The following is a 13148-nucleotide window of genomic DNA, read 5'->3' as shown; positions in this document are numbered from 1 at the left end:
CAAGGTCGGATCACTGCAAGTAACGGAGTAAATCGAGATGATGGGCATCAGTATCTGGCAACTTCTGATCATTCTGCTGATCGTGATCACCCTGTTCGGCACCAAGCGGCTGCGCGGCCTGGGAAGCGATGTGGGCAATGCCATCAGCGGCTTTCGCAAGGCGGTCAATGACGGCGAAAGCAACCCGCAGGCACTGGAAGCCGAGAAGCTCAAGAGTCAGCAGCACTCCTGAGTCTCTGACCATATTCACGGGTGCCCGGGGCTCTCCCGAGGCGCCCTTTTTCACTTCCCGCCAAACACCTGAGCCGGATAACAGCGTCATAACCGACACGCGTGAGACGCCGTTTTTCAAAGGTGTGACAAATTGCCATCCTGCCTCATGTCCTGATTACTTCTGCCGATAAAAACAGCAAGGACATCTGCAGGCAGAGGCAACCATGTGGCGCAGCGGTAAGAATGAAATACAGGCACTGCAGCAGGACAAGCAGCGACTTGAAGCGGAAGTAACCAGACAAGCCAACCACATACAGCAACTGGAACAGGAGCTGGCAGACAGCCAGCGCCGACACCAGCGCCAGCTGGACTACCACCGGAAGGTGTCGGGCAACCTGATCCGCTTCAGCACCTCTGTCACGCACCTCGGTGATTCCTTTGAATATCTGGCCGGACAGCTCAACCTCGACAAAGAGCATGCCGGTCAGGTAGCCACTGCCGCGCTGAGCAACCAGCAACGCTTCGACGACCTGCAACACAAGGCGACAGCCATGGAGCACGGGCTGATTGGTGCTTCTCGTCAGGTCGAGACGCTCTCGGACCACTCCGCGGAAATCAACGGCATCGTCGATCTGATTGGCGGCATTGCCAGTCAGACCAACCTGCTGGCGCTGAACGCCGCCATCGAAGCCGCCCGTGCCGGTGAGGCAGGCCGCGGTTTTGCGGTGGTGGCCAGCGAGATTCGCCATCTGGCAGAACGCACCGCCCAGGCTACCAGTGAAATCGTCAGCAAGATTGACGAGCTGCAGCACATCACCGGGGCGGTACAGCAGTACATACAATCCCAGAGTTCGCTGGCCGAAGACTTCAGCAGCACCACCCGGGATGCCGTCGCCGGCATGGATGTGCTGCACAGTCTGGCTGGGGAAATGCGTCGCGGCATCGAGAAATCCGCCTTCCGCGCCGGTGTCGAGTTGGCCAACCTGGATGAGCTGTCACTCAAGTTCATTGTCTACAACCACTTGCTTGGTAGCAGCGGCCCGCCCCTTCCGGTGTTGCCCAGCGAGCGCGAATGCCGCTTCGGCAAGTGGTACTACGGTGACGGCAGTCAGAATATCCAGCAACTCGCACACTTCCGCGAAATCGAGCGGCCACATACCGCCGTGCACAACGAGGGTATAGCAGCGATGCGCTCCTTCAATGCGGGTGCGCTGGAAACCGCCGTCCAGCACCTGGGCGAGATGGAGGAAGCCAATCTGGCAGTCATGCGCATCGTCACCGAGGTGACGAGCGCCTTCGAGCGCCGACAAGCGTCATCATGAGCCCGGGGCTGACACAGTAAAAAACCGAATCTTTCCCCGCGCGGCTCGTCTCAATAGGAGATACCAGCCATCAGCGGGAGTTGAACATGAACAACACAGCGAATTATGTCTATCAGAAGGAAGGTTGCCCCTTCGCAGCCAAGGCCACGGAGCTGCTGGACAGGCAGCAAGTCCCCTACCGTCTGCATGTCTTTGCCGATGCGACGGAAGAAAGACTGTTCAAGGAAGAACATGCTGTCGACACCACGCCTCAGGTGTTCATCGACGGCCAGCGTATCGGGGGTTATACCGAACTGGCCGAACATTTCGGCGAGCAGCCGGAGCCAGTCTGAGGGTTATTCAGCACCGTTACACAATTTCGATGAATGCCCTATTGTATTTACGTTTCGGATGATTGATTCTCTGGCGGTCAGCATTGCTGTTTGCTCTGCATCAGCGACATTTAAAGGGAGAAAGAGAATATGCTCAGAGCATATCTGGACACGGAATTCACCAACCTCGGCAGTAATGCCCGCCTTATCAGCCTTGCGCTCGTGGCCAATGATGGCCGGGAGCTGTACCTGGAATTGATCGACAATTGGAAAGTGGACGATTGTTCGGGATTTGTTCAGGACACTGTGCTGCCCAAGCTCAATCTGCAATCCCATGGTTTGACTACCGCTCAGGCCCGTCAGCGCCTGCAGGCCTTTCTTTCCGAGATCTCGCCAGTCGAAATTCTTACCGCTTCACCGCACTGGGACAAGCCGCTACTGAACTGGCTGATCGGCCCGGATGGGCTACCCTTGGATGTATGTATACGGGCCATCCCCAATAACACACCCAACTGGGAGGAGATCATGGAGGGGCCACATCACGCACTGGCAGATGCGCGCCTGCTGGCCGGCCAGGCTGAACGTGCCTGCATGGCCTGATCACGACTCCGGCGAGCTGGGTTTTCTCGCCCACAGGCATAGGAGTACCATCCGATACTGTACAGAGGCCAGGTTATCCGGAGGTGCTTATGGCAACGGGATGGGCGCAGGACGGTGCAGTACAGGAGCAGATCGACGACACCATCAAGGATGCAGTCGAACGGGCTCGCAGCAAATTGCCGGCAGGTGACAGCCTGAGCCATTGCGAAGAATGCGATGCAGTCATTCCCGAGGCACGCCGCAAGGCGGTTCCCGGCGTGCGATTGTGTATCGATTGCCAGACCATCCGGGACCGTGAGCAACAGGAAGCCAGTGGCTACAACCGCCGAGGCAGCAAGGACAGCCAACTTCGCTGAGGCCCACCTGCCACTGGCAGCCACACAAGGACCTACAGGTGACTCTTCCTCACCAAGACCAACCAACTCGCTCGCTGGTATCACTGACCGGTAACGAGCCGCTGTTCATGGTCATGAACGCCGGTTCGGGGAAAAACAATAGTACCGAGATCCAGGTGACCATCAAGACCGCTTGCGAACAGGCTGGCCGTGACTGCCAGCTGATCATCGTGGAGCATGGCGATCAACTGCAAGCAGCAGCTGAGAAAGCCGTGGCGCTGGCCCAGGCGCATGCCGGGATAGTGGTCGCCGTCGGCGGGGACGGCACCCTCAATGCGGTTTGTCAGACGGTGGTCGGCCAGAACGTGCCGTTCGGCGTGTTGCCTCAGGGCACATTCAACTATTTCGGACGCGCCCATTACATATCCCAGGACACCACGCAGGCGGTACACGACCTGCTCAATGCACGCCTCGAGCATATAAGTCTGGGCCGCCTTAATGGGCGCTATTTCCTGGTCAACGCCAGTCTCGGGCTCTATCCGCGGCTACTGGAAGACCGTGAAGCTTATAAGCAGCGTTATGGACGCAGCCGCTGGGTCGCATTGTGGTCAGCTCTGGCAACCCTGACCAAGGCACACCGCCAATTGAATATACAGTTGGATTACGCCGGTCAGCACCAGCAGCTGCGCACGCCGACCCTGGTGGTCTGTAACAACCCCCTGCAACTGGAGCAGATAGGTATCGACCCGCAGCTGCCCGAGGGCGTCGACCACCTGGTAGCACTGACCTCACGACCTGTCGGTGCCCTATCACTGTACGGTTTGCTGATACAAGGCCTGTTGAGTCGCATGGGCGAGGCGGACAATGTGATCAGCATCGGCTTCCAGAAGATGTCTGTACACCTGGGTCGACGGCCCCGCATGGTCAAGGTGGCCATGGATGGTGAGATCTTTCGCATGCGCAGCCCGCTCGAGTTCAGCGTCGCGGTCAAGGCGCTGCCACTGCTGATTCCTCGCACAGCGCCGTCACCGGAACATCCATGAGCAAGATTCTGCATCTTTCCGATCTGCATTTCGGCACCGAGGATGCAGACGTGACGCAGGCCCTGCTGCACCTGGCTGAGCAACAACAACCCGATCTGTACCTGCTCAGCGGCGACATTACCCAACGCGCACGACGCAGCCAGTTCGCAGCCGCTCGCGCCTTCATCCAGCGGTTACCGGCAAAGCCGCTGCTGGCCGTACCCGGCAACCACGATCTGCCCCTGTTCAACCTGCCGCTGCGCATGCTCAACCCCTATGGCAACTATCGGCACGTATTCGGCAATGAGCTGGAGCCAGAGTTCGAGCGCGACGACCTGCTGGTCATCGGCGTCAATTCCACACGCCCCGGCCGACACAAAGACGGGGAAGTGTCAGATGAACAGATCCATCGAGTGGCACAGCGCTTGAAACAAGCGCGCCCAGGTCAATTGCGCCTGGTCATGCTGCACCATCCGGTGCGCGCGGTGGAGGAGTCGGATGTCAGCAACCTTCTGATGGGCCGCGAACGGGCGGTACCCTCCTGGGTCGATGCCGGCGCAGACCTGTTGCTGGCCGGACACATACATCTGCCCTACGTGGTGCCACTCACCGGCACCTCCGACCGGTCAGCCTGGGCGATACAAGCTGGCACGGGCATATCACAGCGTGTTCGCGGCAATATCCCCAACTCCATAAATCTCATCGAGTACGAGTCAGAAAATGGACAGTCCCGCTGCCATGTCACACGCTGGGATTATGCTCATGAGGGCAAGCGCTTCGTAGCAGGAAAAACAACCCTGCTGCCGCTGGGTCGCGCTGCTTAAACGGCTGACTAGCGCCTAGACCTCTGCGTTGTGGTAGATATTCTGCACATCTTCAACCTCATTGAGCATCTCGATGAAACGCTCAAACAGGGGCATGTCTTCTTCGCTGATCGGCGTCGAGGTCTGTGGCAGGAACTGGATCTCATCCACTTCAAAATCGATATCACCCAGCGTGTCAGTCAGTGCCTGACGCGCTTTGGCATACTCGATATTCGGCGTGAATACGGTGATGATGCCGTCCTCGTTCTCGATATCGGTAACATCCACATCAGCCAGCATCAGCGCTTCGAGCACCGCTTCTTCATTGTCACCCTTGAAAGCCAGGATGGCGCAATGGTCGAACATGTGGCTGACGCTGCCGGGCGTGCCCATCTTGCACTTGGTCTTGGTGAAGCAATGCCGCACATCGGCAATGGTGCGGTTGGGGTTGTCGGTCAGACAGTCGACGATGACGATACAGTTGCCCGGACCAAATCCCTCATAGCGAGCCACGGCAAAATCTTCGCCGCCGCCGCCCTTGGCCTTGTCGATGGCCTTGTCGATAACGTGGCCTGGCACTTGGTCCTTCTTGGCCCGTTCGATCAGACCGCGCAGCGCCAGATTGCCGTTGGGGTCGACACCGCCTGACTTCGCACTGACATAGATCTCACGAGCATATTTGCTGTAGACCTTGGTTTTGGCATCAGCCGTTTTGGCCATGGATTCTTTGCGGTTTTGGTAAGCGCGTCCCATCGTGCAACCCCATCAATTCAGAAAGCTCGATTTTACGCCAGTTGCCCGGGAAGTTGACGGTTTTTTGCGTCAGCCGCTGCGGATATAGCTTGAACCCCCACCGCTACGCCAAGTCTGACCCTCCAGAGCGTCTTCTTACATCCTGTATCAATATAGAGGCCAGGCATGCAAACTCCTTCAGTGTTCAGGGCAGCGCTGTTACTGAGTCTGCTGATGCTATTGCTGCAAGGCTGCGATCGCTGGCCAGCCGACCCTCGCCACTCCCTTGATGCTGCCATCGAGCGCGGCACCCTGAAAGTAGGTGTAGTGGCCAACCCACCGTGGGTCAGCGTCACCCACCCCGACGCCCCGGAGGGCCTGGAAAGCCAGCTGGTGACGCAATTCGCCCAGGAACTGGATATGACCGTCGAGTGGAGCACTGGCGGCGTGGAAGAACAGATCGAGGCGCTGAAGTCGTTCCAGCTGGACCTGCTGATTGGCGGCTTTACCGCGTCCAACCCCTGGAAGGCCGACGTCGGCAACACCTTCCCCTATTACATCGAACGCGTCCTGGTAGGCAGTAAGGGCACTCCGCCAACCACCGTCGACGGCGAGACGGTATCCATTCTGCCCAACACCGTGCTGGGGCCGCTGTTGCAAGACCGGAACGCCATAAGCGATATACGCGAGACCCTGGAGAATAGTCCTCACCCGGTAGCAGCCGCGCAATGGCGACTCGGCGGACTGGGATTGAACAGCTCCAAAATAGAATTGCTCAAGCACAAGCATGTATTGCTGACACCGCCTGGAGAAAACGCCCTGCTGATGGAGCTGGAGCAGTTCCTGTTCAGAAACAAGGATGAGCAACAGCTCTCCACGCGCCTGTGGCAGGAGACGCAGCCATGAAGATTCGCCAAGGGTACGAACTGCCCGCAGACAAGGAAAAACTACTACGCAAGACCATACGCCTGGAATGGATTTCCATGTTCTTCTCGTTGACCATTGTCATCACCGTGTACCTGACCATGGGTTCCTCCCAGGCCATGAAGATGGCCCTGCTGGAAGATCTACTGGCCTTTGTGCCGCCAGCGGTGTTTCTGCTGGCAATGCGGGTTCGTAAACGTTCGCCGGATGAAGGGCATCCCTACGGTTACAGCAGAGCGATCCTGCTGGCGTTTCTCGCCGCATCAGTCGCCATCCTGATGTTCGGCCTGTTCATGCTATTGGATTCCGCCTCGTCGCTGATCAAGCGCGAGCACCCGACTATCGGTCACTTTCAATTGTTCGATTGGCAATACCCCATCTGGAGCGGCTGGGTCATGATCCTCGCCCTGACATATGCCATGGTTCCGCCGGTCATCCTCGGACGCATGAAGATGCCACTGGCCAAGGAACTGCATGAAAGCACCCTGTACGCCGATGCCGACATGAACAAGGCCGACTGGATGACCTCGGCAGCTGCGATTTTCGGCGTTATCGGCATCGGTCTGGGTTTCTGGTGGGCCGATTCGGTGGCCGCGGCCATCATCTCGCTGGATGTATTGAAAGATGGCGTCACCCATGTGCGCAAGGCCATGCTCAATCTGATGGATCAACGCCCTACCGAAACAGTCGGCAACAAACCGCTGGGACTGGAGGACAAGATCGCCGATGCACTGCTGCGCGAGCCGGACATTCTGGATGCATCTTCCCGCTTACGCGAGGAAGGTCATCTCGTCGGCGGAGAAATCTTCGTGGTGCTGGCGCCCGACCAGACCAATGTGGCGCGCCGAGTGCAGGACATTGCCGAGCAGGCGTGCACGCTGGACTGGCGGCTATACGATCTGATCGTGATGCCGGTGGAAAAAATAGAACGCTGAAGAGGACCCTGCCATGTGGAACCCCACCCCACCGAGATCGCAGTTACCTTCCACCAACTCCACATTCTGGTGGTGCCGCTCCTTTGCCGCTCCGGCAGTCCCGGTGTCGCCGGGCCGCCGGTCCCGGCCATTACCGGCCTGGAGAAAGAAAGTGCTGCTGTAGGGCAGATTGGCTGGCCCCCTGGCCTGATCTCGCCCAAATCGGCGTGCTATCATTGCGCGCCGGTGTGAGCGCGTTGCGCCGTCACCGTGTTTATCCACCCCGCTGACGCAGGCAATGATTCTCCCGTGCAATCCTCCATACCCTCCTATGATGTGATCATTCTGGGGGCCGGTGCCTCCGGCCTCATGTGCGCTGCTACCGCTGCTCAGCGCGGTCGTCGGGTTCTGGTGCTGGAGAAGGCCAACAAGAGCGGCAAGAAGATTCTCATGTCCGGTGGTGGGCGCTGCAATTTCACCAATTATCAGGTGGAAGCAGATAATTTTCTGTCCAGTAATCCGCACTTCTGCAAGGCTGCGCTGAAACGCTATACCCAGTGGGATTTCATCGGCATGGTGGAGCGCCACGGAATCGATTACGAAGAGCGCCGACACACTCAATTGTTCTGTCGCGACTCCGCGCGGGAAGTACTCGATATGCTGCTCGATGAATGCGCGCAGGCCGGCGCTGAGATCCGCACTCATTGCGAGATCAACGAGGTTCAGGCACTGGACTCGCGCAACCTGCGCTACCGTATTCAAGGGCGGCAGGGCCAGGAACCTTTCCGACTGGACTGCCAGTCGCTGGTGGTGGCTACCGGTGCACTGTCCATCCCGACCCTGGGCGGCAGCGGCATCGGTTATGAGATTGCCAGTCAGTTCGGGCTGGCGGTCACCCCGCGCCGCGCCGGGCTGGTACCCTTCATGTTCAGTGATGCCATGAAAGCGATCTGCGAACGCTTGTCGGGACTGGCATTGGAAGTCACCGCCAGCTGCAATGGCCAGAGCTTTACCGAGAACATGCTGTTCACTCACCGTGGTATCAGTGGTCCGGCGATCCTGCAGATTTCCAGTTACTGGCAACCCGGCGACACCTTGCATCTCGACCTGCTGCCCGGCATTGATGTCTTTCAGTGGCTGCGTGACGCCAGGCAGCAACAGGGCAAACAGTTACTGAAAACACTGCTGGCCCAACAACTTGGACGCGCCCTGGTGGCTGAATTGCAGCTGTTGTGGTGGCCTGATGCGCCACCAGTACCTCTGGCCGATTACAGTGACAGACAACTGTTGGCGATTGCCGAGCAGCTCAGCCAGTGGTCACTGAAACCCTCGGCAACCGAAGGTTACCGTACCGCAGAGGTGACCTTGGGCGGAGTAGCCACAGATGGCATCAGCTCAAAAACCATGGAAGCCAGAGACTACCCCGGACTCTACTTCGTCGGCGAGGTATTGGATGTCAGTGGTCAGCTGGGCGGCTTCAATTTCCAGTGGGCCTGGTCGTCCGGTTATAGCGCCGGGCTCGCCGTCTGACAGCGAGCCTGCCGCGCCACAGCGCCCAGCCCATCAGCATGGCTGCCGAGCCATATACCAGATTCAGGAACAAGTGCGGATGGCGACTGTAGAAACTGCCGCCGACGCTATCATCGAAAGGTATCGAGACCAGTAGTTCGGCGCGGTTGAATGCTGCGGTGTTGGCCAGCCGACGGCCATTGGGCGCGGTAACTACCGAGGGCCCGTTGTTGATCAGGTGCACCATGGGCACGCGGTTTTCTACACCGCGCAGAATCGACATGTTGGCATGCTGGAAGGGCTGTGACGTTTCACCAAACCAGTTGTCCTGGGACAGGAACAGCAACATCTTGCCAGCGCCGTCGGTATTGATCGCCTCAGCAACAAAACCCGGAAATGCCGCTTCGTAACACACTTTGGGTACGACCCGCATACCGTCCAGGTTGAATGACCGATGCTGCTCGCCTGCACCAAGCGGGCGCAGAAACTCGCCGAACACCCTGTCCGTCACACTCTTCAACAGCGGCCATGACCAGGGCTCGGGCAGGTACTCACCGAACGGCATGCGCAACATCTTGCGATACTGGGCAGCCAACTCACCCTGCCCATCCAGCATCGCCACAGTATTGAAGCTGACGCGCTTTGCATCCAGCCAACGCCGCTCGACATCATGAAAAATCAGCGGTACGCCTTGTCCAGCCAACGCCTGTGCGTAACGGGCACGGACACTGTAATTATCGAAGTAGCCCTTGTAGCGCGCCTCGGGCCATGCCACCCACTGGGCACCTGCCGCGATCAAACGTTCGGTTGACGCCATTTCCCGCGGATACTCTCGACTGAAACCGGGGGCCGGCTCCGGGACGCCCAGCGTGATGGCGTCATTGGGCTGCACCAGACCGATCTGACGGGTATCCCATTGCTGCATGCGCCGGTCCCAGTCGTGCAGACTGATATAGCCATAACCCAACCAGGCGATCAGCAACGTCCAGGCCAGACAATTGATCGTCCGCGAATATCGCGCCTGAAACGGGTTTTGCGGCGCCAGCAGACGAAAGACCAGCATGCTGAACATCATCATCATCGCATCAAGCCCGGGCGCCCCGGTAAACTCGATGGCCTGCAACGCCGGTAGGAAGAGTGTCTGTCCATCGGCGAAGTGGGTCTTGAACAGCATGGGATAGGCCGCCATGACGGACACCATGACAACGGGAAAGACCAGCAGCTCCCAACCACACAGCCGTTCTGCAAGCCAGCGATAGATCATGCAGCCCAGGCCGATGACCAACCCGAGATAACACCAGAACAACGATGCCAGTCCCATGCTCAGCAGAGAATTGACCTGCTTGAGATTAACCAGGAATTCCGCCAACCAGTAACTGCCGCCGGCAAAGCACAGCGTCCCGGCAAACCAGCCAAGCAACAGAGCGGACACCGGCTGGGCATCGCGCAAGGCAAATAACAGCGGCACCCATGCCAGCCAGCCCACCCAATACAGATGTCCACTCAGCCACGGCACGCACAGTAGAAAGCCGCTGAGCCCCGCAAGCAGAAGCCGGAAGAGCATTCGCGCCAACGACTCCGGGAGTCGATCGGCACGGGCATTCCCAGCAAGGAAGTCAGAAGTGGTATCGGGCATCAGCGCAGCTTTGTGACAAGAAGTCTGACCCAACCCTAGGATGTAAATGCCTTGGTCGGCAATCCCCTGTTCGGGGGAAGATGCTCATGGTCGGGCAATATAAGGGCAACAGTAATAGCATCGACAGCGATACGGGACTGCCCCGCTGCATCATCAAAAAGCCATCACACAAAATTGTATCAGGCCTGATTAAAACGGGAACCAATACTGTCGAATCCCCTCAAACGCCATTGTCAGGACTGAAGCAGGCTGACAAAACATATCCGGTTCCAGTTTCAAGCAAGGGCGCGAGACAAGTGAATATCATCTGTACCATCCATATGGCCGTCTGCCGAAGTCGTTTTGTCATAGCTATCGGCCCCGCCGATCATGGAAATGGCAGTAGTGAACTATGAATGATTCGAAACGGGGCTGGAATTGGGCCTACCACAAGGTGCGGAGCTATCACGTCTCGCGCTTTCAGGCGTGTTACCGCGCCACACGCTTCTGGCTGTTTGGCGATACGGGATCCTTTATCAGCCATGGCGGCTTCCGCAAATCACGGATCCGCAGCTGACCGGGCACGGCGCGGCTTCTGTTACACTGTGCTGCCTACCATCTGCAGGTCACCACCGTGAGTACAAGCCCTTTCTCCTCTCTTCCATTGCCCCCTTCCCTGCTGAGTACCATCGAGCATCTGGGTTATCAGAGCATGACACCTGTGCAGGCAGCTGCCTTGCCGATCATTCTCGCCGGGCAGGATCTGATTGCGCGCTCACGGACCGGCAGCGGCAAGACGGCCGCCTTCGGTATTGGCTTGCTGACTCCCCTCAATCCGGCCTTTTTCGGCTGTCAGGCACTGGTACTCAGCCCGACGCGCGAACTGGCCGGGCAGACTGCCACGGCGCTGCGTGCACTGGCCCGCGGCATCCCCAATATCAAGATCATCACCCTGTGCGGTGGCACGCCCTTTGGTCCACAGGCTGCCTCTCTGGAACAGGGCGCTCACGTCATCGTCGGTACACCGGGTCGGGTCAAGGACCACCTGGAGCGCGGCACTCTGAGTCTGGATAAGCTCAACTGCCTGGTGCTGGATGAGGCTGATCGCATGCTGGACATGGGCTTCCATGACAGCATCAGCGAAATCATTGCCCATACACCCGAGCGGCGGCAGACGCTGCTGTTTTCCGCCACCTATCCGCCGGGTATCGAGCAGCTCGCCGGCCGCTTTCTGCGCGAGCCGCAGCAGGTGATCATCACCGAGACCGAGCCGGTCAACCCGATCACCCAGCGCTTCTATGAAGTCGCTGCCGACGACAGAATGAACGCCGTATTGCGACTGTTGGCCGCCGAACGCCCACAGCCCTGCATCGTCTTCTGTCATACCCGTCAGCAATGTCAGCAGCTGCAGCAACTGTTGGCCGGCAATGGGGTGAGCGCTCAGGCATTGCATGGTGATATGGAGCAGCGCGAGCGCGATCAGGTACTGGCCATGTTCGCCAACCAGAGCTGCAGCGTGCTTGTGGCCACCGATGTCGCCGCACGCGGCATCGATGTGGAAGGCGTCGCCGCGGTGATCAACGCAGAACTGTCACCCGACCCGGCCGTGCATACGCACCGCATCGGTCGCAGCGGTCGCGCCGGACAGCCTGGCCTGGCCCTGAGTCTGGTGGCGCCCTCCGAGCACGGACGCGCACGCAGTATTGAGCAGCTGCTGGGTCAGCCACTGCCCTGGCAGGATCTGGATACACTGCCCGACCGCCTCGACAAGCCGTTGCTGCCACCGATGCGCACGCTGGCGGTATCCGGCGGCCGCAAAGACAAAGTCCGCCCCGGCGATTTGCTCGGCGCCCTCACCGGCGAAGCAGGCTTGCCCGGCGATGCCATCGGCAAGATCAGCATCAGTGATTTTCAGGCGTTGGTAGCAGTGCGCTGGGATCTGGCCAATACGGCGCTGGAGCGACTGGAAGAAGGCAAGATCAAGGGACGCAGATTCAAGGTGCGGTTGTTGTAAGAGAGATCGCACCGCGGCGCCTCAGGCTGCAAGCCCGACTCGCCGTGGTGCGATAACCGCGTCAGCCCAGCACGCGCAATCCGCGTTTACCCCGGGGACGCGTCAGGCGGCCGAACAGCCAGCTGCCGACGCCAACCGCGGCCATGATGGCCAGCAAGCCTGGCATGTCCAGCGTTGCTGCAGGAAAGCTGTAGGCTGGCAGAAACTGACCCATGGCCTTGAAGGCCAGCCAGATACCACCCGCACCCGCCAGAGCAAACAGTAGCCAACGCCACGGACGGAATATCCGCGACAGACCCTCGGCTACCGGCAAAAACACCGCCAGTGTCACTGCCACCATGCTCAGGAATAATTGCGCAAAGCTCAGCAAATCCGGCCAGGTATTGGCGAGTCGAGCGGTAACACTGGCCGGCACCTCCAGCTGCTGCAACGCGGCCAGATGGATCTGGGTCTGCACCAGACAACCGAGAAAGGTCGCCACCAGGACGGCCAGCAGATAAAAAGCGATGATTCGCAGCGTAGCAACCAGCGACATTGTCTATTCCTTGTCAGGCAGGTCCGGCAGATTGCGCAGAGCCTGCTCATAAGCCTCTATGTCGAAAGGCGTGTCCTGTTCCAGCATCAGATTGATGTGATAGGCCAATACCTGAGCCATCAGGCCCAGAATATCCTCACGCCCGTAACCAACCAGGGTCAGTTTGTTCAGCGTAGCCTGGGCCGCCGCGGGCTCGCCTGCAGCCAGCTGGTTTTCTACCGCTTCGACCAGCTTTTCATGGGCGAAAGCCTCGTCAGCTGTGTCATCGGATGGATGCATGTCTCGGACTCGCGAAAAAG

At 58.9% G+C, this 13148-nt stretch carries 17 protein-coding genes and 1 pseudogene; 14 read left to right on the top strand and 4 right to left on the bottom strand.

Annotated elements, in window-relative coordinates; genetic code table 11:
• Positions 1 to 37: 37 nt before the first annotated feature.
• From tatA to INT39_RS08760, 8 genes and pseudogenes are all read left to right on the top strand, one after another.
• Positions 38 to 232: a twin-arginine translocase TatA/TatE family subunit gene (gene tatA / locus INT39_RS08790; protein WP_226944641.1), complete on the top strand. Its 195-nt coding sequence runs from the start codon at positions 38 to 40 to the stop codon at positions 230 to 232.
• Positions 233 to 437: 205 nt separating this feature from the next.
• Positions 438 to 1064, top strand: a pseudogene (locus tag INT39_RS22985) (methyl-accepting chemotaxis protein); the annotation flags it as partial.
• Positions 1065 to 1112: 48 nt separating this feature from the next.
• A complete protein-coding gene (locus INT39_RS22980; protein ID WP_413468913.1) occupies positions 1113 to 1535 on the top strand; it encodes a CZB domain-containing protein in 423 nt (140 codons plus the stop codon).
• Between the two features lie 86 nt (positions 1536 to 1621).
• The gene (locus INT39_RS08780; RefSeq protein ID WP_193073535.1) at positions 1622 to 1867 is read left to right on the top strand and encodes a glutaredoxin domain-containing protein; all 246 of its coding nucleotides are present in this window, start codon (positions 1622 to 1624) and stop codon (positions 1865 to 1867) included.
• Positions 1868 to 1996: 129 nt separating this feature from the next.
• A complete protein-coding gene (locus tag INT39_RS08775; protein ID WP_193073534.1) occupies positions 1997 to 2446 on the top strand; it encodes a hypothetical protein in 450 nt (149 codons plus the stop codon).
• Positions 2447 to 2535: 89 nt separating this feature from the next.
• Entirely contained in the window at positions 2536 to 2802 is a 267-nt protein-coding gene (locus INT39_RS08770) for a DksA/TraR family C4-type zinc finger protein (RefSeq protein ID WP_193073533.1), read from the top strand.
• A gap of 38 nt (positions 2803 to 2840) precedes the next feature.
• Positions 2841 to 3824, top strand: coding sequence for a diacylglycerol/lipid kinase family protein (locus INT39_RS08765; RefSeq protein WP_319021337.1), 984 nt, complete (start codon positions 2841 to 2843; stop codon positions 3822 to 3824).
• On the top strand, positions 3821 to 4627 hold the full coding sequence (locus INT39_RS08760) for a metallophosphoesterase family protein (protein ID WP_193073532.1): 807 nt from the start codon (positions 3821 to 3823) through the stop codon (positions 4625 to 4627). The genes INT39_RS08765 and INT39_RS08760 overlap by 4 nt, the downstream gene beginning before the upstream one ends.
• Positions 4628 to 4642: 15 nt before the next feature.
• Here INT39_RS08760 and INT39_RS08755 read toward each other — a convergent pair whose 3' ends face one another.
• The gene (locus INT39_RS08755; protein ID WP_193073531.1) at positions 4643 to 5359 is read right to left on the bottom strand and encodes a YebC/PmpR family DNA-binding transcriptional regulator; all 717 of its coding nucleotides are present in this window, start codon (positions 5357 to 5359) and stop codon (positions 4643 to 4645) included.
• Between the two features lie 165 nt (positions 5360 to 5524).
• On the opposite strand from INT39_RS08755, the gene INT39_RS08750 reads away from it, so the two are divergent.
• The 3 genes from INT39_RS08750 to INT39_RS08740 all read left to right on the top strand — a co-directional run bounded on the left by INT39_RS08750 (position 5525) and on the right by INT39_RS08740 (position 8706).
• A complete protein-coding gene (locus INT39_RS08750; RefSeq protein ID WP_193073530.1) occupies positions 5525 to 6244 on the top strand; it encodes a transporter substrate-binding domain-containing protein in 720 nt (239 codons plus the stop codon).
• Positions 6241 to 7197 (top strand): cation diffusion facilitator family transporter, encoded by a 957-nt coding sequence (locus INT39_RS08745; RefSeq protein WP_193073529.1) that lies wholly within the window; start codon positions 6241 to 6243, stop codon positions 7195 to 7197. Before INT39_RS08750 ends, INT39_RS08745 begins: the two co-directional genes overlap by 4 nt.
• Positions 7198 to 7497: 300 nt before the next feature.
• A complete protein-coding gene (locus INT39_RS08740) occupies positions 7498 to 8706 on the top strand; it encodes an NAD(P)/FAD-dependent oxidoreductase (RefSeq protein ID WP_193073778.1) in 1209 nt (402 codons plus the stop codon).
• Here INT39_RS08740 and lnt read toward each other — a convergent pair.
• Positions 8654 to 10321 (bottom strand): apolipoprotein N-acyltransferase, encoded by a 1668-nt coding sequence (lnt, locus tag INT39_RS08735; protein WP_193073528.1) that lies wholly within the window; start codon positions 10319 to 10321, stop codon positions 8654 to 8656. The genes INT39_RS08740 and lnt overlap by 53 nt on opposite strands.
• Before the next feature lie 86 nt (positions 10322 to 10407).
• Here lnt and INT39_RS08730 point away from each other — a divergent pair, with 86 nt between their 5' ends.
• Genes INT39_RS08730 through dbpA form a run of 3 tightly spaced genes read left to right on the top strand, consistent with a single transcriptional unit; the run spans position 10408 to position 12314 of the window.
• Complete coding sequence (locus INT39_RS08730) at positions 10408 to 10716, top strand: hypothetical protein (protein ID WP_193073527.1); 309 nt, start codon at positions 10408 to 10410, stop codon at positions 10714 to 10716.
• The gene (locus tag INT39_RS08725) at positions 10713 to 10877 is read left to right on the top strand and encodes a hypothetical protein (protein ID WP_193073526.1); all 165 of its coding nucleotides are present in this window, start codon (positions 10713 to 10715) and stop codon (positions 10875 to 10877) included. The genes INT39_RS08730 and INT39_RS08725 overlap by 4 nt, the downstream gene beginning before the upstream one ends.
• Before the next feature lie 57 nt (positions 10878 to 10934).
• Complete coding sequence (dbpA, locus tag INT39_RS08720; protein ID WP_193073525.1) at positions 10935 to 12314, top strand: ATP-dependent RNA helicase DbpA; 1380 nt, start codon at positions 10935 to 10937, stop codon at positions 12312 to 12314.
• Positions 12315 to 12375: 61 nt separating this feature from the next.
• On the opposite strand, the gene INT39_RS08715 is transcribed toward dbpA, so the two are convergent.
• Both INT39_RS08715 and INT39_RS08710 read right to left on the bottom strand, forming a co-directional pair.
• On the bottom strand, positions 12376 to 12849 hold the full coding sequence (locus INT39_RS08715; protein WP_193073524.1) for a hypothetical protein: 474 nt from the start codon (positions 12847 to 12849) through the stop codon (positions 12376 to 12378).
• Positions 12850 to 12852: 3 nt separating this feature from the next.
• On the bottom strand, positions 12853 to 13128 hold the full coding sequence (locus INT39_RS08710) for a hypothetical protein (protein ID WP_193073523.1): 276 nt from the start codon (positions 13126 to 13128) through the stop codon (positions 12853 to 12855).
• Positions 13129 to 13148 lie beyond the last annotated feature (20 nt).

The sequence above is a fragment of the Pseudomonas sp. FME51 genome, assembly GCF_014897305.1.
The sequence above is the reverse complement of the archived record's forward strand: the minus strand, read 5'-3'. Positions and strand labels throughout refer to the sequence as shown.

Coding starts and splice junctions, on each gene's coding strand:
- INT39_RS08745 (WP_193073529.1), top strand. CDS start 6,241: ATGAAGATTCGCCAAGGGTACGAACTGCCCGCAGACAAGGAAAAACTA.
- INT39_RS08775 (WP_193073534.1), top strand. CDS start 1,997: ATGCTCAGAGCATATCTGGACACGGAATTCACCAACCTCGGCAGTAAT.
- INT39_RS22980 (WP_413468913.1), top strand. CDS start 1,113: ATGGATGTGCTGCACAGTCTGGCTGGGGAAATGCGTCGCGGCATCGAG.
- INT39_RS08750 (WP_193073530.1), top strand. CDS start 5,525: ATGCAAACTCCTTCAGTGTTCAGGGCAGCGCTGTTACTGAGTCTGCTG.
- INT39_RS08760 (WP_193073532.1), top strand. CDS start 3,821: ATGAGCAAGATTCTGCATCTTTCCGATCTGCATTTCGGCACCGAGGAT.
- tatA (WP_226944641.1), top strand. CDS start 38: ATGATGGGCATCAGTATCTGGCAACTTCTGATCATTCTGCTGATCGTG.
- INT39_RS08770 (WP_193073533.1), top strand. CDS start 2,536: ATGGCAACGGGATGGGCGCAGGACGGTGCAGTACAGGAGCAGATCGAC.
- INT39_RS08715 (WP_193073524.1), bottom strand. CDS start 12,849: ATGTCGCTGGTTGCTACGCTGCGAATCATCGCTTTTTATCTGCTGGCC.
- INT39_RS08755 (WP_193073531.1), bottom strand. CDS start 5,359: ATGGGACGCGCTTACCAAAACCGCAAAGAATCCATGGCCAAAACGGCT.
- INT39_RS08725 (WP_193073526.1), top strand. CDS start 10,713: ATGAATGATTCGAAACGGGGCTGGAATTGGGCCTACCACAAGGTGCGG.
- INT39_RS08730 (WP_193073527.1), top strand. CDS start 10,408: ATGGTCGGGCAATATAAGGGCAACAGTAATAGCATCGACAGCGATACG.
- INT39_RS08710 (WP_193073523.1), bottom strand. CDS start 13,128: ATGCATCCATCCGATGACACAGCTGACGAGGCTTTCGCCCATGAAAAG.
- lnt (WP_193073528.1), bottom strand. CDS start 10,321: ATGCCCGATACCACTTCTGACTTCCTTGCTGGGAATGCCCGTGCCGAT.
- INT39_RS08780 (WP_193073535.1), top strand. CDS start 1,622: ATGAACAACACAGCGAATTATGTCTATCAGAAGGAAGGTTGCCCCTTC.